Genomic DNA, 24260 nt, shown 5'->3' on the forward strand with positions numbered 1-24260 from the left:
CCCTCTACGTTTGTACGAACAGCTTCCATTGGGAAGAACTCACAAGATGGAACCTGCTTAAGTGCTGCTGCATGGAAAATGAAATCTACGCCTGGCATAGCATCCTGAACAGAGCGCATATCGCGGACGTTACCAATGTAGAACTTTACCTTTGATGCATACTCTGGATGCTCTGCTTGAAGCTGATGTCTCATATCATCCTGCTTCTTCTCATCACGTGAGAAAATACGGATTTCCTTTAAATCAGAATCTAAAAAGTGCTTAAGTACAGTAGAACCAAAAGAACCTGTACCACCAGTAATCATTAATGTTTTATCTTTAAAAAGATCACAATTCATAATGTATCATGCTTTCGTATTATTTTTTGAACACCCATTTTTTGAATAACAAAGTTTATAGGCATTGTTATAGGCACATTTAATAGTGGTGTAATGTACTTTGATATCCCCAAAACATATATCCAAAATGTTGACAAAACATTATTAACTATTAATCCCGTAAATGCATATAATATATATGTCTTCATTAGTGCCTTGCCCCAAGATTTTTTTAATTATTAACACTGAATACCTTTTGACTACTCCAAATAAAACTCCAAAGTACTGCCAGTAAAAATGCCATAATATTTGCAACAATGTAATCATACTCAAAATCAGGCACAAGTAGTCTTTGAATTAAGAGTGTACATAAATTAATGGTATATGATACTACAACATTAGAAACGCCTATCATAGCAAACTTAATAAATTGAAAAAAAGATTCCTAATTATCCTCTTTCCATGTAATGTTTAGTACTTCTATAATATATCGCGTAATATCTCTTATGATTTTCTGAACTAATTTCCATGTTATGGCTATCATCTTGTGCTCGGCCCACACAAATGGATTCATATATTTAATCATAAGGTACGAAAAAGATTTACTTTGAAATTCTCTAAAAAATTGATTTCTTCTGCTATTCTGTTTTGCTGATTTTATTAGAGTCTGATTCCTTCTAATAGATTTTTCAAAATCCACTTCCTTACCAAAAAAATCTGCTTGAACTAAATCAAAGATTATTGCTCCATGTTCACAATTTAAGAGAACTAATGATGTTCCTTTACCATCATTTAATTGTGGGTAATCTTTTGTAACGCCCCAAAAATCAGCAATTGTGATATCTGCATAATACTTAGGCAAAGATTTGAATCTACAGCTATAGCAACTATCTCTTAAATACGAATCATCTAAAAAACCATTCATAAATGGGTCTTTAAAAGCTGGATAGTTCCTAATATGCTTACCATTAGACATTTCTATCACGGTACCTAATTGTAAACCCGATGGATTCCAGCCTCTATCCTTTGTCCTAAATCTAAAAGAATTTATACTACAACCATGTTTTTTTTCTAAATACTTTACATATGCGTCAAATACTTTTGGCGATGGTGTACCATGGCATATAAAATCTATAATATACAGATTATCGTATTTTTGCTTTCCAAGAAAGCTATATAGTCCAGCCGCCTGACATGGCGTTCCTACAAACAAAACCATCCGTCCTGTATTCAAATTTTGTTTTATCTTAAAATAAGAATCGCCAATGATACTTTGAACATACTTAGAACCTCTAAGCCTATACAAATCTTCCGTCTTCTCCACTGCAATATGCCTTACAACATTATCATTACATATTGCAGCTCCATATACTATTCCACCATTAGATAATACATAATTAGCAAATAAACTAAATGCTCCGCCTGATGAGCTATCAGCTCGAATAGCATCATCTTTAATCCAGCCGCCTATCGTCTTAGGCTGTTCAAAAACCTCAACTATCTCCCCTGCATCGACACAATCTGCCTGGATAATTGGGCAGGCCTTATCACATGCTCCACAATTAATGCAAGCACTAGTATCCACCTGTGGAAACAAAAACCCCTCATTATCTTCCACCATATTAATGCAATTAACAGGACATATCTCATCACATGAGCTACATCCACAGCACTGTGTTTTATCACTTATCTTTATCATTACAACTCCGATACACCAATACTCTCCTTAAGGTACTGTATTGATTTCTGTCTTTCTCTTTCAATCACTTCTTTAACAAACTCTCTGTCATAAGTAGCTGTTAAAGATTCCCAGTCAACGCCATCAGAATTAATATCAATCTGCAACAAATCTAGCATGTGTAAGTCCTCAATCGTTTGAGGACTTACCCTCCAGTAATCATAAGAGTTTTATCTTTGAAAAAATCGCAGTTCATTATTATCCCTTCCATAATATAACGTTTTATGAAAAATGCTAGATTCCTATTATCCTCTTACCCCGCCTAATGGCTTTATTCTATACTTCGAGCGAAACAAAACAGATGCCACAGTAAACATTAACACTAATTTTTCAGACGAATATTGTAAAAAATTTCCTATAGGAAAAGAAATCATTTGAACAAATACTAGATATAATAATACATAAAACGAATCGTCGTACCTACATTTATTTCCTATACATTTTAACAATCTCCCTGCAAGAAAAACTATGAATAGTAGAATAATCAAACCCGTTTTATCTATGAAATCAGCTAAATCTGGTGTCCAACACACACCCTTGTCTGCTAATAATGACGTTTCCTCGATTGGACTATATTCGAAAGGAATAAAGAAGTCTATTGTGCCCTTTACACTACTAAAAGTAACTTCTGTAATCATTACAGATAAAAAATATAAACCATAGCCAATGTATGCAAATACCCATTCCGCGACTATTACTAATAATGGCATTAATTGTACAATCAATGATTTTTGATCAATAACTAAATTTTGTTTTATCTCAGAAGTTAATACTATCGTATGCCCTCTGTTGACTAACATTATCAAAAACGCCATCACCATTACCAAACCAAGACATAACAATAGTACATAATTAATTTTTTTATTATTTTTCTCATTGTATAAAATATAGCAATAAAAGACCAATGTGAACGCCTGATACGCTTCGAAATTTGTACCTCTTGACACTCCAAAATATAAATGTCCCATCAAAAGCAAAAACAGGAATAATTTTGATTTATGCGACCTAATTCTACCCGAAACTGTTAATGCTATAAAAGAATAGTATAATACCCCCCTATTTATCCCCATAAGCAATATGTACGGAAGTCTCATAAACACGCTACTACCAATCAACGTATTAGAAAAATACTCTTGATATGATTTATAGGAAGATTGACCACCTAGTAATAGTTTCAATAGTTCAACAGGCGTGGACCCTGTATAATAGTATGAACAATAGAACCAACCAACAATAGACAATCCTCCTACAAACATAATTGTGGAAAGCTTTTGTTTATCCGTATTAATTCCAAATAATCTACATTCAGAATTACAAGTACGCAAATATTCTTCACTTCCATATCCTATACTAACTAGGCAATACAATCCCCACATTAAAACTAGAGGTATTTCAATATCTATCATATTCAGATTCGTGCACATACAAATAAAAGTTATATATACACTATAAATAATATAGAATAATTTCACACTTTTTTTCATAATTTCACACTTTTGCTCCCCTATTCATCTCCTTTCATTTTTACAATCATGTACTCATCAACCAATTTACAATACCCTTCTTTAGGATATGTGTTCATTTCGTCTATCACATCTGTATAATCGTGTCCATCAATAACTATTTTTTCTTTATAGGGATAATAGTCTATATAGTATGTTTCACCTAAAACGTACATAAAATACCAAGAAAGAGTAGAGTTGTATGTAATAGTAGTACCATACCTTGCATAATTCCCTACGTAAGAGAATTGTGTTGCGTCTACTTGATAATATCTTTTAAATGAATTTGATATATCACCCACAATAATCATACGATGTTTGGATGGTTCAAACCCAGCTTTTTTTATATCATTATCAAATGCTGTAATAGTCGAAAATGTACTATCTGCCGATATTTTCTCATAATAAAACAAATCATTCGCAAATCTAATAACTATAAAAGCCATCACAATATATACAAATAGTATTATATACTTGATATATTTCCTATATTTATTTTCACTTGTTTGAACTACAAAAGGTAAATATATTAAAATATAGAATAGCTGAAAAGGATAGGTCATCAAGTTATGTAAAGTTCCCCCGCTAATAATAAATACTATACCAGTAGCCACAGGAAATATAATAAACAATGCAATTAGTGCAATTGCCTTTAAAACTGAGCCAACACAATATATACGATATACATATCCTATAACACCAACAATGATCAAAAAAACTATACACAATCTAAATATATTGGAGTTATATAGATTACTCTCAAGTAGATAACCATAAAAACGTTTATAAGTTCCTAATACTGTTGATATAATGCTCATAAATGATAATTTCTGTATATTATCCAAGCTATTATATCCACCTTCAAGAAGCATAATCCCCTTTGTTTCAACAAAATATTTTAATATGAGTATATAAAAAATACCTGAAGCTACGAGAGATCCCCCCGTAAATATAAACAATTTAATATTTAACTCTTCATTACTTATTATTTTTTTTATAAAAAGTACAACATACAGCCCTATTGCAACACCTAAATATGCCTGATACAATGCAAGAGAAAGGGCCAATAATATTCCTGATATAAATGCAGTAGTCACTTTATAATTATAATTCAAAATATATACGGCTAATACAGATAATAACAATGCTAACATATTAATATCTAATATATAAATAAATGTTGTTATTGTTGATATAAAACATTGATTAAGCATAAAAACTACAGCAATAATCAACTGACTCTTAAAATCGCCCCAAATATCTAACATATCTGCGATAAGAATAATACTGCAAAATAAAAATAATCCGCTTATAAATCCAATTAGCCATGGGGAATTTATCATCCCTCTGATGTTTATATAATAAGGTATAAGCACTCTACCAAGGCCTTCTAATCCAGGTAAATTTACCTGTGTGATTCTCATTCCATCGTGGCAAGGAGCGTAATTCCCCATCACATAACCATATGTAATAACATATAATATGAAAGAGTATATTCCTATACGTTTCACCCTCTGTCGATTTTCCCAAATATTACTAAAAATGAATCTATTATCCACCTGATTAATATCTCCTTATAAATTTTTAGTTACCAAGATAAAAACTTAACGCTCTGTGAACAACATGTTTTTATATAAAATTGTAAGTAATCAGCGGCTTAATTTTACAAATACTCTTTCAATAATACGGAACAATTCATTCCTACAAACAATACATATAAGCGAAGTAAACAGTATTTGAATAACCGAGCCCCATATACTTTCAACACATATGCTAATAATACATTGTATGCCTATCAACATTGCCAACACTAGGCTTTGTTTTAATTTTAAATCCATTTCTAAAAACTTCTGAGCATGAAATGATCGAATAAAAAGAACCACTGCATATCCACATATAGTTCCTGTTGCAATTCCAAACAGCCCTAGAGGTTTTACTAATAAAAAATTTACGACTAGGTTAGTTATGGCACCTAATAATGTAGACAGAAATGACCACTCTGTTTTTTGAGTAACTACGTAGACTGTTCCCAAAAATGTACCCAAACAACTAACCATCGTCGCCATAATGAGTAAACCGACATATTTCCATCCATCATAATAATTGTAAGATAAAACATATTTATATAATGGCCAGACAATCAAAATCAAAAGCGAAGAACCCAATGCCAATATTATCCATAAATAGTTATAAACTTTCGAGTAAAATATAGAACGATCATCAGCCTTTGATTCTTTTATAGCTGATAGCTGCCAAGCAGAAGAAAAAATCCCAAATACTACAGATAATATTGTGGGCAATTTTAACGAAAGTGAATAGATTCCATTAGAAGAATCTCCTAAAAAGAAATATATAATATATTTATCACCACCAGTCATAACCCACCATAGAAGACTATTAGGTATAAGTGGAAAAGAATATCTAAGCATCCTCTTCAATACTTCAGGAGAAATACATCTAAAATTAATGTCTCCCAAAACATTAGCACCGTATGCAACAATAACAGCTGATATAGCTTGTGCTATTAGTGTCGATAAATAATATCCATATATTCCTTGCTTCAATACAAGTACTAGAAAAATATTACCTATCAAAAATGCAAACGTATTTGTAACACCATAAATTGAATAGATTATAGTCTTTCCTATAGCTTTTAAATAATTACCAAATATATCATTGAACGAATATAAAACTACTACTAATATAAATATTTCATTTAGTCCGCTCATATCGAAAAAAATATTAATAAACGGAAGCAAAAGCAAAAATCCAAGCGAACCTATAATAAAAACGACAAAGCAATTTGTTACAGCTTGCTGTTTATCTATCTCATTAGTAGGAACAAACCTAATGGCTGCTTCATGTACCAATAAAGTAGTTAGTGGTAATAAAAATGATATCAATGTTGCAATAAGATCAATCCTACCATATTCACTTATAGTTAAAACATATGTATAAAAAGGAACTATTAAAAAAGATAAAACTTTACTACCAAGATTTCCAATTGCAAAAATACCTGTTGTCTTAAACAACTCTTTTGTTCTTACGCTCATTTTGAAATACCTTTATCTCATGACTACACATAGACTAGCAATAAGCCTCTTGCGTATTTCTAATCATACTCTTTCTTCTTAATGTATATTTCCCCTTGTTTTAGTAAAATGTTATATCTATCCTTATCTCGATATTTCAAAATTCTTGCAGGATTCCCTCCTACAACCGCACAAATGGGAACATCTTTTGTAACAATAGCTCCTGCGCCAACTACAGCTCCATCGCCAATATGAACACCTGGCATAATCATCGCTCTAGCACCTATCCATACATTATTACCTATTGTTACACTTTTATTGATATCCCTTTCATCATACGGTAAACTTCTAAGGTCAAAACTATCGTAATTATGATTTCTGGCAAATATCTCTATACCATGCGACAATTTACAACCATCACCAATTTTAATTCCGCCTCCACAACCAAATAATTTACAATCCATTTGTATATGACAATAATTTCCTATCGAAACCATCTGTGGCTCTGCAATCAAGACTGTAGGATGAATATAGACTTTTTCCCCACAATATAAAAGCCCTTCCTTTATTCTTTCTGTCTTATGTGATAAAAATTTATTGACGATTTTTCTTACAACTAATACTATCTTTTTCATTATCTGCCTCATATTTTAACGTTCCATTTTTTTACTTAATTACGTAATCATTAATTACTTTGAACTGATTAGCAGCAGCTTTTTTGACAATAGAACTATCTATTATCTTCTTAGAATTAAATGTATTAATTACTCTATCAATATTATACGTATCACGTTCTGATAAAACAGTATATAATCCATCATACTTAATATCATTTAGCAATTGCTCCGTTTTACTCTCATATATTATGGGATAAACTACACAATTTGCATTAATTCCCATTACTATTGAATGAAAACGAGTTCCCACAACAAATTGACTACGTTCAAATAAAGATATAACCTCTTTTATATTTCCATTATAGCAAAACAAAGGTATTACATCAGAGAGCCCTCCCTCACTTAGTATTATATTTGCAGCATTCTCATCTCCCTCATTTTTGCAAAAAGAGACAAATTCAACTTTATATCCTAATGTTAAATAATACTTCGAAATTTTAATAATAAATTCCTTATAATCATCCCAAAATTCCTCTGCCCACTTCATTTGAGGAAAATCATCACTCACCGTTAATGGTCCCCAAATTGATATAAGAATAGATTTTTCTCTTTTTTTTGTATTATTACAATTATAATTAAAGACTATATCTGGTGCACATCTTACATTTGGTAATTCCTTAAAATATCCATACGAATAATTATCTCTAAAACAAATATCTGTCAACCCATCAAACATATACTTCATTTGCTCTATATAGTTATGAGATCTAACGTTGGTCATATTACACCCTAATAAAAAAAAGGGGGTCTTTTCATTATAGAAATACCTCCATAAAGATTTCTTTATTTTGTTTAAACCATAAGTATCTATATACTCTTTCCATATGTCATTATCATCAAATAAAGCTCCCACCACATATACAATCGCATCATATCGTGAGATGACATATTTGTTAATTATAGAAATTCTAGAAAACACGGCTCTTTTTACTCTCTGCAATCGACTTACCTTTTTAATGGTTATGTTTTCACAATCCTTGTATACTTCTTTATACACAGATGGGGCTTCTAGGACCAAATGTACATTGGGCATTACATGACTGAGAGTATATACAAACATATCATCACCAAAATTTAGATTTGTATAGGCTAAAACTCTTATATTCTTTTTTATACTTTTTCCATCAGTTTTTTTCACCAATTTCCCTCCTACAGAGCTTTATTTTTTATCTGAAAATCATTTAATTTTAGCCATACTTCTAATAGTAACAATTGGATAATATATAAGTAACATAATGATTAATCTTGAAAATTTCTTATTAGCAGAATTGCCTCTATAATAATTGTCCAAGTATCCCACTGTATAAGAGTTCGGTATTTCATCACAAGCATTGTAATATTTTAATTCTCTATCAATGCTCAATACATTTTTTATATTCTTTCTATTTTTATATAAACTAATGATAGCACCTAGATTACGTCTTAATATTTGCTTTTCATATTGGGGAAGATATGATCTATCCACATCACATCCTTGAAGATTTAACAAAGCTCTTTCAGCTTCGCCCATAGCATTATACGTACTATTATCTGTCTGACGATAAGAATATACAATTTTATCTATAGCGTACATTTTTCCATAGTTTAAACTATTTATCAGAATATCATTATCGTCAAAAAAACCTATTCTTTCCAAATATTTTATTCTACCTAAATCAAAATCATTTTTAATTACACATGCTCCAGCAGGTGTGTACATATGCTTAAGATAATGAGATGTGCTCAAATCTCCTTTTTTAGTCAAATATTGTTTATTTGTAACTCCTCTTTCTGTTGAAAACATCTGAAATCCAAATGCGACGACTGATATATCATCTCTGTGTAAAAAAACATCCAAAGCATCTTGTACGAAGTTTACATCGCAGTAATAATCATCACCATCTAGAATGCAGAAATAATCTCCTGACATTTTTTTTACAAGATTTAGACGATTTAAACTCGAACGTTTCACGGTTTCTATAACACCATCATTTCTGTCTCTAACATATAGAAATATTTTTCCCGGATATTTATTTATATATTCTTTTACAGCATCAACTGTTTTATCTGTTGAGCCATCATCTCCAACTAGTATTTCCCACTCAAAATCTTTATCTATCGCTAATATACTTTCAATACTTTCTTTTACGTATGCTTCCTGATTATAATATGTGACTAAAAAAGAAACTTTCATCTTGTGTATTATCCTTTATAGCTCAAACTATTAAATATCTAAAACAAATGTATTATAAGTTACTGTTCTTCCACCAAATCCTTCTTTTTGTGAAATTAACCCTAGATTAAGTGTCCTTCCCCCATCCTCTGTTGAAATTCCAAAATCTAGCCAATCCTTTTTATCACTATACTTTTCCACTACTGCACTAATAGCTAAATCTAGCGCACCTAAAGTTCTGGCCTCTTCATTAGCAGCCATATATTGTGTATGTACTACATTGTCATACTCAAATACTATTGTACCTGCAATTAACTTTTCATCTTTTATAGCTCCAAATAGGTGAATGCTATTTGGGAATCTATCATGTAGAAGGTTTATTTCGCTACCGCTATGGACTGCCTTAGTCTCGTGATATTCCTGTAAAACGCTGTTCTCCAAATCAATAAAACTAAAAAAATCTTCAGTGTTAGTTAACTCTCTAATCTCAACCCCTTCTCGTTTAGCTCTTGATATCTGAGCCTTTCTACCTTTAGGCATTTTCAAGGGATTCTTTAAATTAACAACCGTTGAAGCCTCAATTTTTTCTATATTTGCGTCATGTAAAAACAAGGAATACCTATCCTCTTCAGCAGGCTGATTATGATAAAAATGTGGGATTACTTTATAATGGATCCTTAATATATTATGTTTTTTTGCATAATCCACTAATTCATCAAGGCAATCATTCATTGTATGCTGCTTCATTTTGTTACTGGTGATAAAACCTCCATATGTCAAGCCACCATGTGAAATGAATTCGCTATCTCTTTCTGTCATTGGTAGCAGTGCCACGAGATTATCTTCATCATAGAACATTAATGAATGGTCAACAAATCTGTCTTTATGATAGTCCATATAATCCCTATCAAACATAAATAGATGATTTTTACTACTTAAATTGAATTGATTCCACTCTTCTTTTTTTTCTGCTGAATATCGAACAATACTTATCATTATTATCTCCACGAATTAATTACATCAATTACGTAATCTATTTCTTCATCAGTCATACCATAATACATAGGCAGACTTAACTCTGTCTTGCTAATTTCTTCGGCAATTGGGAAATCTCCCTCTTTATATCCTAAATCTTTATAGCATTCCTGAAGATGCATTGGGATTGGATAGTGTTTATTAGTTCCCACTCCTGCATCATTTAGATATTTTTCTAGTTCATCTCTTCTATCGCATCTAATTCCAAAAATATGCCATACAGGCTCTGCATATTCCGGAACAAAAGGAAGTATCACGTTTGAATTCTTGATTCCTTCTAAATACTTCTTTGCTATTCTCCTTCTCTCCTCGTTCATCCTGTTAAGATGAGGAAGTTTTGCTAAAAGAAATGAAGCTTGCATTTCATCGAGGCGGGAATTATTTCCCTTGTAAATATGGTGATATTTATAATCAGAACCATAATTACCTAATGCTCTTATTTTTTCAGCTATATCCTTATCGTTTGTGATAGTTGCTCCAGCATCTCCTAACGCTCCAAGATTCTTTCCTGGATAAAAACTAAACCCAGCTGCATTTCCAAATGTACCAATTAACTGTCCCTTATATTTTGCTCCATGTGCTTGAGCACAATCTTCAATAATATAAAGATTATGATTATTTGCAATTTCTGCTATTGGATCCATGTCACAAGGCTGGCCATACAAATGAACCGGCATAATTGCTTTTGTATTTGTAGTTATAACCTCCTCTATTTTCGTTGGATTAATATTAAAGGTGTTAACATCTGGGTCAACAAATACTGGAGTTGCACCAACATAAGTCACGGCAAGCGCTGTTGCGATGTATGTATTAGATGGGACAATAACTTCATCACCTTCTCCGATACCTAAAGCCTTTAGTGCAAGCATCAGTGCATCCAATCCATTTCCAACACCTACACAATAATCAACACCGCAATAACCAGCAAAAGCTTTTTCAAACGCTTCATCCTCTACACCTTCAATATACCAACTTCTAGTGTATACTCTCTCAAAAGCCTCTCTCAAATCTTTATCAAGTTCCTTCTCTATAGGAATGAAACTTACAAATGGAATTTTCATACTAGTATTACCTTAATTCCCTTCTTTAACAAATTTTATAAATTCATCGTAATCCCTAATGTAATCGCTCTCATCATATAATTCTGATGCTAAAACCATCAAAACTGCATCTGGAGAGAAATCATACATTTCTCTCCACATATTATTTGATACATATAGCCCCTCATATGGTTTTTCTAACGGAACGATTTTCTTTTCAATCCCATTATCGAGCTTTATTTTACATGAACCATGTATACAAATAAGAATTTGTTCAAGTGATTTATGTGCATGATGTCCTCGTACCACGCCTTCAGATGTATCATACATATAATATACTCGTTTTATTTTAAATGGAATATCTCTAAACTCTTCTAATGCGACCAACTGTCCACGGTCATCACCATGAGGTTGAAACATGTATTTTACTACTTGCATAGCCATTCTCCTATATTATTTTGTGAATTTCCGTCTGTAGAAATATACATCAATATATTTCAAAAATAGTTTTAATCGTTTCTCAAAACTGATTTCTTCATCAAGAAGTGCCCTCTCATATCCATATTTAACTCTTCTTTTTTCAATAAGAGAAAAACGCTCTAAATATGGGAATATTTCTTTTTCAAACATCTTTTTTACATCCTGCATCAAAATGGGATTGTTCTTCTCACCCGAAGATACACCTTCCCCTTGTGCATACACAAAAGTTACTTCCTCTAAAAAATGAATTTTTGTCCCCTCGCGAGTAGCATGCAAGAAGATAGGGCCGTCTTCCTGCAATCGGTATTCCTCATCAAAACCACCAATTCTTTTTAGAAAAGCTCTTCTATAATATGTACCCGCACCTGCTAGCGGTGCCCCCATTGCAATCCATTTAAATTGTTCGCCTGCATTTGCCTTTGCAAAAATACTCGCATTGCTCTTAGAAGGCGTTATGCCATATAATCGTCCATCCTTTTTCTTTGTCCTATAAGATGTCAATATATCTGCTTTAGAATCAAAAAAACCTTTAACTATTCTTTCACACGTAGAAGAATTATATAATTCATCGTCAGCACCAATTTCTATAATATACTCGCCTTGAACTGCAGCGAGTAAGCCATTTAAATTTCTAACAGTACCAACATTACTTTCATTTGTGTGAACAATGACATTTTTAATATTTTCGCCCTTATGATTATTAATGTAATCGATTATTTTGTCGATGGGAAACTGTTCTGTACCATCATCAAAAACAGCTAATTCAATTTGCGGATAGTCCTGCATTATTATTGAATCTATAGACTTATATATTCCATCCAAATGTCTGTATGATGTTATACAACATGAAATCATCGGAGTTTGATTCAGCAATTCACATTACCTTCTCTTTCTAGATTGAAAATCTTATTTTTTCTATTTTCATGCGCTTAATTAATTCTAACACACTCACGGAATTCTTACTCATAGTACTCTTTTTAGAAATTTGTATTATAATTTCATTGGAATAAATCAAAATAACCCAATCTTAACATCTTGACGGACTATTCAGCAAAAAAATAATCCACAATATTTCAATGAGTACTGCAACTTGCATTATATGATAAAAATTCAATCAAATAATCAAACACAAAATAATAAAACAACAAGCCAAAACATACACATCCTGGCATAAAATATCTTACAGAGGCATCAGCAATAATTCCTTGTATGCACCCAAGCATTACAAAAATCAAGCCACAACAACATTGATTAATCATTTTTTTATATTTTGCTCTTTTGAGATTAAATCCATTTTTGCAAATTCTAGATGTGACAAATGATGAAATAAAAGCCACTACTGGAATATTAATATTTGTGAACATCAATCTTCCATACAAATACATATCATCTACAGTAGTAAACTCATAATGCATTACCCCTACCATACACTGTACGGTTTTCTTTGCATACGTTTTAAAAACAAACCATGGTGTTGTCCTAACCACGTAAAAGAAATATTGTTTGCATGCGGATAAATATTTATCGGAATACATAATTGACTCGCCAAATTTTTCAGCAACTAAACGATATGTCACATCGTCCTTCCATTCTAGGCCGTACGGGTTATCATATAAACCTAACCCTGTTACAAGCGTGTGCCAAACCATCCCTGCGTTATCTATTATATCTCTATCCAATAACAAACCTATGCAAAATGGAATTGTTGTAGCCAATAAATCATATATAACAAAAAATATAATCAACAAAAAAATATCTTTGACTTTTATTCTTTGTGCTTTTATTGACTTTTGTATTACGACAGCAATAAACATACAAAGAACAATAAAACCACATTGATTTCTAAACACATTTGCAAATGATGCTATAACCCCTATAATTATTGAGTATTTCCATATCTGTTTATCATTTTCTTCTTCATATAATAACAAAAGAAATGGTAGTGCCAACGCTGTGCACCATCCACTAGCCCAAATCGTATCAATCTTATAACCTATCAAAAAATTTCCGCAAAAAACATATAGAATAACAGGGCTTAATATTGCTATATTCTTATTCTTACATATCTTATAGTTAAGCAATGGATATAAAAAAAACAATATCCAAGACAATAAACCGTGTAAAAATAATAGAGTGTGAAATGCATCTTTTTTTAGAAAAAGACAAACATAAGGGATATACAACATGAATCCCCAGCTATGCTCTGGTTTGCCCAAAAATTGTGGAATATTTCCCTTCTTTATTTCTTCTACTAGTCCATCTATAATCGATAATCTAAACCATGAATACGTTACATAATCATTCTTAACAAAATTAATAAGTATTATGAACGTAGAAATTATCGCCCCCCAAAATAATAGTTCAAAAACTATATAGAAATTACTGTCTTGCTTTTTTCTTCCAAACATGTAGTTAAACAGCTCCCTTTAGTAATCATATTAAATTGCAAACAATAATTTTAATAAATTGCTTTGTGCTTTCCCTTTAGCATAGATATTTCTAAATTCATTTTCCGCACTTTCACCTATACTATTCATGAGATTTTTATTAGAAAAAAAGTATATAATCTTATCATGTATATTATTACAATCATTAATGCAATATGACACGTTTGCCAACGCTTTCATTGAACCTATATCAGATGGTCCAACAGCAAGTATAGGTTTCCCCAGTGACATATATTCTGGAACCTTTGTAGATAATGAAAACTTTGTAATTTCGATATTTTCTTCATCAAAAGATTCAACGAAAACCAAAACGTCAGATTTATTAAATGCGTATCTCAGTTCATCAGAATTTAATTGTCCACCGAGGACAGTATGTTTTCCTACTGCAATATTACTCTTTTTTAGAAACTCTATGGAGCTATTACTATATATAGTAAAGATTACAGGTGGCTCACCTTCTGCCAGTTGTAAATTATACTTTTCTACGGCCTCGGAAATCTTTCTCATTACCTTGTCACGCCCTAATCCCATACTACCAGCATATGTCAAATTAATGGCATAACCGTCTGGCTTAATCGATTCATCTTTTAATGACTCGGGCATATTTACAATTAAACTACTGTCTCGTCCATATTTCTTAAAGTACTCTTCTCGCATAACATCAGATATGGTAAAGAAAACATCAGCTCGTGCCAGCGTTTTCTTGAAAGACTTGTTGATTAGCTTACGCCTAACAGAACCTATAATGCCATCAGCTTTTCTAGGAAACAAATAATCATCCGTTAAGTAGAGTGATAGCCTAGCGTTATATCTATTTGAAATGCTTATTGCTATATCATAAGCCGCACAAAAATCCCCACCTACAAAAAAAACCGCCGTAGGATTAAAGTCATCCAAAAAATCCCACAGTTGCTTCGACTTCCATGACTTATACCATAATATTTCTCTACATAATCGAGCTAAATCTCCATAAGAGTGACTACTCTCCCCATACCAATCATATACTGCATTTTTATCCTCTATAGGTTCTATCTCTGAACCTCTTTTAGAAGGAGTCAGCTTGCCTTTTATAATATCCCTATCATATATTCTAAAATATCGATATCCTAATACTGATGGCGTCTCGCCACTGAAATACAGCTGTCTAACATTTTCTTTAGGCAAACTATCAAAATATGAATATAATGTTTTACCTGTGTTTGTGTTTTCACTAAAAACTATATTACTTATAACCAGTAATCTTTGATTGCTATAATCCATCTAATTATCATTTCTTTCTATGAAATTTTTTAACTAACTAAACCAATATTCCTTCTATCGTTCCAAGCCCTTATCATTCCGCTCACAAGTAATCCTGGCATCCATAGATATCTTAACGCATATCCATTTGGTTCCATTGAATAGTATAAATTCTGTGCTATAAACGTAGGTATTAATAGATATTTTATCCAGGAATATTTGTTTTTGGTTAAAGCTAAAATCACTGCATCTTTTATAAGCAAGATTCTAAATATTACAAGCCCAATATAAACTGTAAGGCCATGCACTCTTCCATACTCTAGCAACATACTATGAGGCTTTTCATAGCCCTCTAACAACTCATAATCCTCTAGTGGATGCTGTAACATAGCCTTAAAGCCATTCCAGTCCATAGAAAAACGTACGTTTTTCAAAATACCACCATCGTCAGCTAAGTAGCTAGATGCATACCTGTCATATAAACCATGTACATTAAGTACAACCATCAGAAGCCCAATACAAACAAGCGCTATCAAGCAACCAAAACCTCTAAAAAAATACTTTCGCTGTTTATTTGATAGACCTTTCCAATTATCGAATAAATATAATGCCACAAATATCATGATAGAAAGTGGCAATAGCACTAAGTTCTCTCGCCCTTGAGTCTTATACCCAAAAAACTGTGCTAAGATATTACCTATTAAAATCAATATCAGTGCCACTTTATTTTCTTTAGCTTTGAACATGGCATATCCAATGGATGTTGTTATCATTATAAGTCCATACTCCATTGTACATCTATTATGCCAATCTTCTGTCCAAAACACACCCCATACACCAGTCGGAAAATCTGTAAGAAAACATGTAATATATTTCGTGGCGTTATAAAAATCAAGCATTGTGACTGCAAATAAGCCTACTGCCACCGAAAAATATATTATTACTATACGCTGATTCATTTTTGATAGGTCGCTTCCCACGGCAAGCTTCCCTATTAAATATGCCATAGGTAGAATCCATGTATACGGAATCATCGGGTACATCTGATCATGATATGCTATTACCCCCTGCAGAACCATAGTCTGAATCAGTATGGCTAGCGCAAAATCAAATTTCACTATTCTTTTTGAAATGAAATAATCTTTTACAAGATAATACAGTACCACTACCACTAATATCCAAAACACCCATGTGAAGTCTACATAAAAACTCTGTCCCGCATGCTCAGGATAGTACTTATATGTCAAATCCAACAGCCAGTGGCACAGCCCACAAGTAAACAGTGTGGCACACAAAAGCGAAAAAATAAAAGCCTCCGCTTTGGCTGAAGTAAAGAATCTATATACAATTGAATTTTCTTTTAATCCGTTTTTATCCATATTGAGATATTTTACCACAAAAGAAATGGTTGGGCAAAAAAATTGCCCAACCATTTTGTTCTTATCTAATCTCTCCTGATACCTTTCACTGCCATAGTTCAGCCCACAAGCATTTCAATAATACATAGAAATTCTTTGCGAACATCATGCTCTTTATCTACTACTTTCAGCGCTGTCTTATAATTGGAGCGAACAGCTTCGTCATCTTCAGCAATTGGTAAACTGTTGCGAGCATTATATAATTGCAAAACAGAATCCTTTAAAATAGCCCCCTCTTCTTCTGTTAAATCACCTTTCTGTAGCCTTTCTTCAATCATTGCATTTGCCTGATCAATTTGTCCGCTTTTAGCATAGGCAATAGAAAGTTTGTCAATAACATAGTATGATTTATTAAACAACAATACTTTTTTCCAAATAACTATCCTTGTGGAGAGTTTTAATGTTCCTAACAAATATAAAGCTGTAGAATCATTTTTAGTAGTAGTACTCACTCCGAATTTTTCAAAGTAATCACAAAATGCCTGCTCTGCAAATTGTTCAACCGCGCTCACAACTCCTTTATTATTCTCATTTAATATTCCTTTGTTAGAAGCGCTAATCAGTGATTCAAAGTACCTCTCATTATAATTCTTATTTAACTTTTCAAGTTTTTCTTCCAATGTTTTTCCTTTTATAAAGCTTTTAAAATCCTCATCTGCTTCAAATACTATATTTTCTCCAGCATATATACTTCTTAACGTTTCAGTATAATTTGTATCTATAACCCTTTCCACTTTTTCGCCTAATACAGACACATTGGTGTGTCTTATATTGCGATCTCCTTTTCTCACAAATAAAGTAATTGCTTTCTGAGGATTTAGAATCATTTCTTCCGGAAACACATTAATATATGTCAAGTTGAACTCACGTATTACAGCAAATTTGTCTTCATTCTTCTCCGGATAGTCCCATATTCCATTAACATACTCTTTTAAGTCTCTAATCTTAGTAGTAATAATTTTGTAGTATGTAGTCTTTTTATGTCGAATATAATTATTGTCTAGGAATTCATCAACAGCCTTAGATGCTTCTTCTGTTCCATAGTATGCATGTACCGCTATATCGCATCCATTAGTTTCATATACATTTTTTATTGATACGAACTTTGTTTCACCATTTATCAGGCAGCGATAACTATTTGCAGACATTTTCTTTTTTGCACTCACATGCCCCGAAATATCCATGTAGCTGTCTATGCTGTCTTTAGTAGCTTTACCTAATTCAAAATTATCATATAAAAAAACTATATGTTTTATCTCATTACCACATAAAGCATACTTACCGTCTTTACCAATTTCTAATCTCTCATTAAAAAGATTCATAAAATCTCTTGTACTAGAACTTTTTAAATATTTTTCATGTACATCCGATAACACACCATCTGAATCGTACGAATCTTTGGGAACATATAGTGTATTCTTATCTTCAAACAAGAAATACCTATCTTTCTTTATATCTGAGAAGCTCATAAAAAAATGTCCCAATATACTTCGAGCATAGTTATCAAATGAGTTTTCTGTCACGCCGTAATAAATCATGTTGTGAAGAAGTCTGTAAAACGCTTGCTCTTCGAATGTATCATCCAATGGATATACTTCTATTATTTTTTCCGTGAGAGCACGCTGGTGCAAATACATGCATTTAACTATTCTATCATATTGAACTTTGGAAACTTTCTTGACTAATGAAAAGTTAGCCAGACCTTTCCAGATTCTATTAAGTTCAAAAAAGACCTTTAACATAAGCTGTTCCAGCACATAGGCATCATCACCTTTTCGAACCACATAACACTTCTTATCTATATAATCATCTAGCAATTCATCTGAATCAATTATATGATCATTTTCCACTATAACTATTTCTTTTTCACCAAGTATCTGAAGTGCCACTCCATCATCATCTACGACATAAGCCTCATTTACAGTTATATTCTCATTATCAAAAGAGTCATCTATATATTTTAATAATTCTTGCAAATCGCCCGCAAAAGGATAAAACGATTGACTTTTGATATTATATTTTTTTAAGTCGTCATCTTTACCATTTCTAACAAATTTCTTAGGCTTACAATACTGTAATTCAAGACATAAGTTTTTAGCTATCTCCTGAGCATAAAATGCCTTGTCATCCATATTATCAATCCATCGATATATCATCTGGTTCTGATAAAAATCATCTTCACTATATGCTTCATCCAATAACTTATCCCATTTATTGCTATTAATTGAATATAATTTTACAAACGTTCCTATACATACCCTGTTTAAAGGATTACACTTGCTAATAAATAGTGATAAATTTGATACATCTGAGAAAATATGCATAGAATCATTGATAGAATAGCTTCTGCTGTTTTTTATTACAAATCCATCCTTCTCTATAAATGGATTTAAAGGGCGAAGCTTTCCATCCTTCGATTCTACAATCATATTGTCTACAAAAATATTTTTATATCCTGAACAAAAGAGTTGTAATACATCCTTCCGTCTATTGGGAAATTTCAAAAGGTCAAGAGCTGAAACGAGCATATCATCTTTGTCACAATCAAATTCAACATAACAACCTATGCAAACCGACTTATCAATAGTTGTCTCCTTTTGAACTTCATACATGGTGCCATCTATAGATTTACTGAAGTAATCTTCATAATTACTTCTTATCAGGACTTTTTTATCATCAGAATTCCAAAAAATCATTACACCGTTGTTCTGATAATTAATCATACTCTCATCATCTAGAAGTAAACACTTATCATTCAAATAATTTATAAATTGAAGATTTGATTCATTAATAATATCTTCTAACAACTTAATATCTTCTGTTTCCTTCTTAAAGAAACGAACTGCTAACTTCAAGGCATAATAATCCTTTGAGGTAAATTTGCTTCCTTGATGTATGTATTTACTATCTTTTATCACAAACACCAACATTCTATTTATTGGAAAAACATACTCCTTATTAATTGCGTAATCAAAGATAAAACTTACTTTTTCCAACTCTTCTATTATGTCTGATAGAATATCTTCAACATCTGTAATATCAGTAAAATCATTATCTCCATCAACAGCATTATGTCTATGAAGGAATCTCATAAAATCGATAAGTATAACATACCCATTTTTCTTTTCATAATCATTTGCTATTGTCGATATGTTTTCTATATTGCGAAAAAACTTAAAAATCTCATTGTATGTTTCTTCAGGAACACAGTCATTCTGATATAATTTTTGAACTTGAACAAGTAACGCTCCAAAGATATCCGCTATTAGCTCAACATTTTCTTCAATTATTCTTTGGTTAATTATACAGTTAATTGAGTCACATACATTTTTTATTGCCAATTCATCTTCTAATCCCAAATTTATTAAAGCTATCAATTCTTTTAATTCTTTCATATAATTTCTCCAACCATAATCCTGTTATTTTTCTTATATTTTTCTACCAAGCTTATATCGGGAACTTGTTTTTCAATGCTTCAATAACAATTCTATCTTCTTCTGAAAGCTTTTTGTAATCAAAATCATCATTTAAGAAATATAGTAATAATAATTTTATATCATCTACAGCAAGCTCTTTACTTTGGGTCATAAAATACATCGTAGATACAAAATTACTAAAATTAATACTATTCACTGGTATTAATTTGAACCATTCTTTTCTTATTGCATACTGTACATTTTCAGAATCAGATAGAAGCCATTTATAGAATTCTCGAAAATACTTTCCCCTACCTTCTCTACTCGCCATTATCTTACTACCAAATCCAATAAAACAATGTTTCTTTACGATTGAAAAAGAATACTTCGAATAGTAGTATCCCAATAACTCCATTCTGAATGGATTGGATTTTAAGTACTTATTCATCTTTACTCTCTTTTCATCATTAAGGCAAATGGCTTCTGAATACTTATCCATTAACTCATAGTTAAATTGATTGCAATGTAACAGTTCATTGCGATCATCGATACTAAGTTTAGAAATCATGCCATAATTTTTGCTTTTGTCCATATTAACAGGCAAACCTCTTTTAACAAAACCTTGGCACAATGACTTATACATCTTATTCGCAACTGACTCATCTTCTGCAATAATAACAATATCATCCACGTATCTGAACAGCTGAACGTTGTCATAAGATTCTTTTAGCAATTCCACGTTATCAAAATTAACTTTTAGTTCTGCATCTGCAAGTATGTCTCTAATCACTCTGTCCAAATATATCTCTGTCAATATTCTTGCATATGCCGGTCCTTGAGGAACACCAATCCTGTCTCCATTTTTTATAGATTTCATCAATTCATCGTTATAATTACATAAATACTCAAATATATTTCGTCCTTTATCCGATATTGACATCTTGTATTCCCTATATATATTTAAAATATCTATATTTTCATAACAATGTTTAAGATCGATATATACGACATAGTTATTACTAAAAAACGGTAAATCCAAATATACTTTTATTTGATCTATAAATCGTTTCCATGAGGAATACCATGGATAAAAAAGATTAGCTTTATTCAATAAAGATATCTGATAGCTATATGAATTCCACTTACACTGTATTTCTTTTGCTAATTCCAATACTAGTTGGGTCGTTAAAATTCTATTAAAAGAATCAAGAGATACTAAATTTCTTATTCTATCATTTTTTTCTAGCCTACTATATACAGTAAATTTAAGAAAACTATTTGTTATTTTTTCAACACAACCTTTTTCTTTTATTTCTTGAGCAAATTCGCTTATTTTTGTTAATTCTGTCTTACGTATGTTATTCATTTTATTGACTAACATCACAGATATAACCTCGTCATTTTGCTTAAGATAATCTAGCTCCTTAGATACTATATTGTTATAATCGCTTACACATAAATTTTCATTTACGTTAAATCGTTCTTTTAAACCAATATCAAAATTTAATCTATCTGCGAGATAATCTACCCCAGTTTTATTCTCATCTATGCCGTCCTCTATCTCCAAACCGTATATTTCATACAAGTAATTGAACGTAGCTGGGAAATATTTATCCTTAAACTTTCTGATATTGTCAATAGTTATCTCTGCATCATAATAAGGATATGTCTCAAAAATCGATTTCAATATATCTACACATGTATCAAAACAACAAAATGTACCTAGCACTACAAGCCAATCATACTGTTGCGTCTGGCCCAGTCTCATTCTTTCGAAAATTCTTCTATACACCTCTGTTTCAGATAGAATACTTATCATCTCATCTGCAGATGCTGTATAACTACTTATCAAATTGTATTTTTTATATAATGTGCAATTAACCTCGTTATTTTCCTCTATACCTAACTTTTTGCATATTTCCCCCTCACTTTCCGGAACATAATCGCTAATTATCCTTAATTGCTCACTACAAAATTCTTCAGATTCAGTATCAAATTTTTCAGCAAAAGAATCCTCGAAAAAGTATGAACGTCCTCCATTCATATGTGTTGAAAGTGGGAATTTAACCTGTTTGCCCACAATATTTTTTCTATAACTACCGTTTGCTGGGAACTTATCCAACCCCCATTGTCCTGAATTAATTAAATATGACACCTCAGGCACATCACTCAATATCTTATTTATAATCGTAAAACCCGTTTGTTTTGAGATCATTCTGTCAAAAATTATCCAAACATGAATACCTCTTCTTCCAGAGAATTCAAGCAAAAATCTTATATTACGTTCTTTTAGATAGATAGCTACCGGTCTGACACATTCCTCATATAATCCATATAAATCGATAGGTTTTCCTTTCAAGCAGTCAAAGTCCATACAAATCCATCTAATATAATTTGAATGGAATGCATGTTGATAGCATCCTATTGAGCCATTATTCCTAATCATGTTTTCTAGCACGTATGGTGTAAGTGGAATATATTTTGTATAATACTTTCCGTTCTCCCCTTGAACCGCAACTGCGTGTGTATTAACTACAAATAGTTGGAATTCTTTTTTTGCTATTTCTTTTACTAAATTATCTCGAACAGCTTTATTACTATCACCACTTAAAGTATTAATCTCTGCCTGCATTATTCAAACCTCCCTACGAATTTCTTGTTCCAACTACATCAAAAGAGCTAGCCGGTCTGACCATTACTAGCTCTTTCCAAAAATTTTAAACCTATCTCTTATTAAATTCTAGTCATCCAAATATTTCACCAAATCATCATATTCCACGGCATTATCCCTAACATACTGTCTCTTAAAAGCAGCAAAAGCAGACTTCCTTCCAAGCAAAACTTGCAAATACCTTTTTATTATCTTGTCATCAGGATTATTTTTATACCCAGATAAAGCTTTAAACAGCCTATTCATTTCATGCTTAAGCGCATCCGTTCTTGCCTTGCTTTCGTATACCTTCATTCCTGCTTGTGAATCATTGTATATCTCATCTAGTAATTTGATAGTTTTACTCACATTATCATTCAAGGCATCTGCCGGTTCCAACACAACTTTCTGATTAACGAAATTGAATTTAATCAATATCTCTGGATCAACTAAGCAACAATCAATTATTCCAATATCGTATTCACGCTTATTTTTCTCTTTGTTGCAGTGTGGGCATGCTAAGAACAAATTATTCCAGTCAAATTCCAAATCACGGTCCTTGCCATTATGATGTGATTTTAAGTGTTCAATCTGAAAATCCATCAGAGGCTTCAATTCACATAAATAGCATTTTCCATCAAAATCATCTTTTAATCGCTCTACAACTTCAGGCGTATTGTATGTACCACTTTTCTTAGCCTTCTCAATCTCTAGCGATTCAGGCGCAGGCATACTTCTCTCCACCTTTACCATTACAAATCACGTATAATCCAATCATCAAAATAGTGATTGGATTTTTCCTTTCTCCCAGGTTCTCTGGGCATATTTCAATCCTTTTTGATATATTTATTTTTAGGCACTGTGGATCTGTTTCTATTGTTTTACAGCTTTGACTGGTACGAGGTGACTCAGACCACAGTTATTCGTCTATTACTGGTAATTAGTTTGTTAACGCTTGACGTTTGTATTTACGTGATTACACAGCCGATTCTTTCTGTGGAAGACAACAGTGCCACTATACTAAAAAGGGAGGTAATTTTTATGCCTATGTACTTTGTTGGAATTGATATTTCCAAGTACAAACATGATTGCTGTATTATAGCTGCAGACAATCAAT

The 24260-nt window shown here is 31.9% G+C and carries 20 protein-coding genes and 1 pseudogene; 1 reads left to right on the forward strand and 20 read right to left on the reverse strand.

All coding sequences use genetic code 11. The features are described from left to right. The 20 genes and pseudogenes from BUA88_RS14505 to BUA88_RS14600 form a co-directional block, all read right to left on the reverse strand. The coding region (locus tag BUA88_RS14505) for a polysaccharide biosynthesis protein (RefSeq protein ID WP_143151453.1) at nt 1-338 on the reverse strand (338 nt) is incomplete at its 3' end. Nucleotides 339-549: 211 nt separating this feature from the next. Then, nucleotides 550-732 carry a GtrA family protein gene (locus tag BUA88_RS16785; protein ID WP_072919245.1) on the reverse strand — a complete coding sequence of 61 codons (183 nt, stop codon included), beginning with the start codon at nt 730-732 and terminating at the stop codon, nt 550-552. Nucleotides 733-762: 30 nt separating this feature from the next. Then, the gene (locus BUA88_RS14520; protein WP_072919246.1) at nt 763-2016 is read right to left on the reverse strand and encodes a Coenzyme F420 hydrogenase/dehydrogenase, beta subunit C-terminal domain; all 1254 of its coding nucleotides are present in this window, start codon (nt 2014-2016) and stop codon (nt 763-765) included. Further along, nucleotides 2016-2174, reverse strand: coding sequence for a hypothetical protein (locus tag BUA88_RS16220; RefSeq protein ID WP_159430906.1), 159 nt, complete (start codon nt 2172-2174; stop codon nt 2016-2018). Before BUA88_RS16220 ends, BUA88_RS14520 begins: the two co-directional genes overlap by 1 nt. A 126-nt stretch (nt 2175-2300) precedes the next feature. Then, nucleotides 2301-3461 (reverse strand): hypothetical protein, encoded by a 1161-nt coding sequence (locus tag BUA88_RS14525; RefSeq protein ID WP_143151454.1) that lies wholly within the window; start codon nt 3459-3461, stop codon nt 2301-2303. 98 nt (nt 3462-3559) lie between these two features. Continuing rightward, on the reverse strand, nt 3560-5116 hold the full coding sequence (locus tag BUA88_RS14530; protein ID WP_072919249.1) for a glucosyltransferase domain-containing protein: 1557 nt from the start codon (nt 5114-5116) through the stop codon (nt 3560-3562). Nucleotides 5117-5206: 90 nt separating this feature from the next. Beyond that, entirely contained in the window at nt 5207-6610 is a 1404-nt protein-coding gene (locus BUA88_RS14535; protein ID WP_072919251.1) for a lipopolysaccharide biosynthesis protein, read from the reverse strand. Nucleotides 6611-6669: 59 nt separating this feature from the next. Further along, nucleotides 6670-6894 (reverse strand): annotated as a pseudogene (locus tag BUA88_RS16790) (DapH/DapD/GlmU-related protein); the annotation flags it as partial. A gap of 361 nt (nt 6895-7255) precedes the next feature. Next, a complete protein-coding gene (locus BUA88_RS14545) occupies nt 7256-8404 on the reverse strand; it encodes a polysaccharide pyruvyl transferase family protein (RefSeq protein ID WP_072919255.1) in 1149 nt (382 codons plus the stop codon). Nucleotides 8405-8443: 39 nt separating this feature from the next. Beyond that, nucleotides 8444-9439 carry a glycosyltransferase family 2 protein gene (locus BUA88_RS14550; RefSeq protein ID WP_072919258.1) on the reverse strand — a complete coding sequence of 332 codons (996 nt, stop codon included), beginning with the start codon at nt 9437-9439 and terminating at the stop codon, nt 8444-8446. 30 nt (nt 9440-9469) lie between these two features. After that, nucleotides 9470-10414, reverse strand: a complete 945-nt coding sequence (locus BUA88_RS14555; protein ID WP_072919261.1) for a GNAT family N-acetyltransferase — start codon at nt 10412-10414, stop codon at nt 9470-9472. A 2-nt stretch (nt 10415-10416) separates the two neighbouring features. Continuing rightward, a complete protein-coding gene (locus tag BUA88_RS14560; protein WP_072919263.1) occupies nt 10417-11514 on the reverse strand; it encodes a DegT/DnrJ/EryC1/StrS family aminotransferase in 1098 nt (365 codons plus the stop codon). A 12-nt stretch (nt 11515-11526) separates the two neighbouring features. After that, nucleotides 11527-11931, reverse strand: coding sequence for a sugar 3,4-ketoisomerase (locus BUA88_RS14565; protein WP_072919266.1), 405 nt, complete (start codon nt 11929-11931; stop codon nt 11527-11529). 15 nt (nt 11932-11946) lie between these two features. After that, the gene (locus tag BUA88_RS14570) at nt 11947-12846 is read right to left on the reverse strand and encodes a glycosyltransferase family 2 protein (protein ID WP_072919268.1); all 900 of its coding nucleotides are present in this window, start codon (nt 12844-12846) and stop codon (nt 11947-11949) included. Between the two features lie 200 nt (nt 12847-13046). Next, nucleotides 13047-14381 (reverse strand): hypothetical protein, encoded by a 1335-nt coding sequence (locus BUA88_RS14575; RefSeq protein WP_072919270.1) that lies wholly within the window; start codon nt 14379-14381, stop codon nt 13047-13049. A 30-nt stretch (nt 14382-14411) separates the two neighbouring features. Then, nucleotides 14412-15680 carry a glycosyltransferase family protein gene (locus BUA88_RS14580; protein WP_072919273.1) on the reverse strand — a complete coding sequence of 423 codons (1269 nt, stop codon included), beginning with the start codon at nt 15678-15680 and terminating at the stop codon, nt 14412-14414. Nucleotides 15681-15709: 29 nt separating this feature from the next. Further along, nucleotides 15710-17038, reverse strand: coding sequence for a hypothetical protein (locus tag BUA88_RS14585; protein WP_143151456.1), 1329 nt, complete (start codon nt 17036-17038; stop codon nt 15710-15712). A gap of 98 nt (nt 17039-17136) precedes the next feature. Beyond that, nucleotides 17137-20472 (reverse strand): hypothetical protein, encoded by a 3336-nt coding sequence (locus BUA88_RS14590; protein WP_072919277.1) that lies wholly within the window; start codon nt 20470-20472, stop codon nt 17137-17139. 52 nt (nt 20473-20524) lie between these two features. Beyond that, a complete protein-coding gene (locus BUA88_RS14595) occupies nt 20525-23125 on the reverse strand; it encodes a TOTE conflict system archaeo-eukaryotic primase domain-containing protein (RefSeq protein ID WP_072919279.1) in 2601 nt (866 codons plus the stop codon). A 108-nt stretch (nt 23126-23233) separates the two neighbouring features. Continuing rightward, entirely contained in the window at nt 23234-23875 is a 642-nt protein-coding gene (locus BUA88_RS14600) for an HNH endonuclease (protein ID WP_242939630.1), read from the reverse strand. 144 nt (nt 23876-24019) lie between these two features. Here BUA88_RS14600 and BUA88_RS16415 point away from each other — a divergent pair. After that, the coding region (locus BUA88_RS16415; protein WP_207649575.1) for a hypothetical protein at nt 24020-24260 on the forward strand (241 nt) is incomplete at its 3' end.

The organism is Pseudobutyrivibrio xylanivorans DSM 14809, from assembly GCF_900141825.1.
Classification (GTDB): Bacteria; Bacillota; Clostridia; order Lachnospirales; family Lachnospiraceae; genus Pseudobutyrivibrio; species Pseudobutyrivibrio xylanivorans.

Excerpts from the sequence above, each read along its gene's own strand:
- BUA88_RS16785 (WP_072919245.1), bottom strand. The coding sequence starts at position 732 with ATGATAGGCGTTTCTAATGTTGTAGTATCATATACCATTAATTTATGT.
- BUA88_RS14520 (WP_072919246.1), bottom strand. The coding sequence starts at position 2,016 with ATGATAAAGATAAGTGATAAAACACAGTGCTGTGGATGTAGCTCATGT.
- BUA88_RS16220 (WP_159430906.1), bottom strand. The coding sequence starts at position 2,174 with ATGCTAGATTTGTTGCAGATTGATATTAATTCTGATGGCGTTGACTGG.
- BUA88_RS14525 (WP_143151454.1), bottom strand. The coding sequence starts at position 3,461 with ATGATAGATATTGAAATACCTCTAGTTTTAATGTGGGGATTGTATTGC.
- BUA88_RS14535 (WP_072919251.1), bottom strand. The coding sequence starts at position 6,610 with ATGAGCGTAAGAACAAAAGAGTTGTTTAAGACAACAGGTATTTTTGCA.
- BUA88_RS14550 (WP_072919258.1), bottom strand. The coding sequence starts at position 9,439 with ATGAAAGTTTCTTTTTTAGTCACATATTATAATCAGGAAGCATACGTA.
- BUA88_RS14555 (WP_072919261.1), bottom strand. The coding sequence starts at position 10,414 with ATGATAAGTATTGTTCGATATTCAGCAGAAAAAAAAGAAGAGTGGAAT.
- BUA88_RS14560 (WP_072919263.1), bottom strand. The coding sequence starts at position 11,514 with ATGAAAATTCCATTTGTAAGTTTCATTCCTATAGAGAAGGAACTTGAT.
- BUA88_RS14565 (WP_072919266.1), bottom strand. The coding sequence starts at position 11,931 with ATGCAAGTAGTAAAATACATGTTTCAACCTCATGGTGATGACCGTGGA.
- BUA88_RS14575 (WP_072919270.1), bottom strand. The coding sequence starts at position 14,381 with ATGTTTGGAAGAAAAAAGCAAGACAGTAATTTCTATATAGTTTTTGAA.
- BUA88_RS14580 (WP_072919273.1), bottom strand. The coding sequence starts at position 15,680 with ATGGATTATAGCAATCAAAGATTACTGGTTATAAGTAATATAGTTTTT.
- BUA88_RS14585 (WP_143151456.1), bottom strand. The coding sequence starts at position 17,038 with ATGGATAAAAACGGATTAAAAGAAAATTCAATTGTATATAGATTCTTT.
- BUA88_RS14590 (WP_072919277.1), bottom strand. The coding sequence starts at position 20,472 with ATGAAAGAATTAAAAGAATTGATAGCTTTAATAAATTTGGGATTAGAA.
- BUA88_RS14595 (WP_072919279.1), bottom strand. The coding sequence starts at position 23,125 with ATGCAGGCAGAGATTAATACTTTAAGTGGTGATAGTAATAAAGCTGTT.
- BUA88_RS14600 (WP_242939630.1), bottom strand. The coding sequence starts at position 23,875 with ATGCCTGCGCCTGAATCGCTAGAGATTGAGAAGGCTAAGAAAAGTGGT.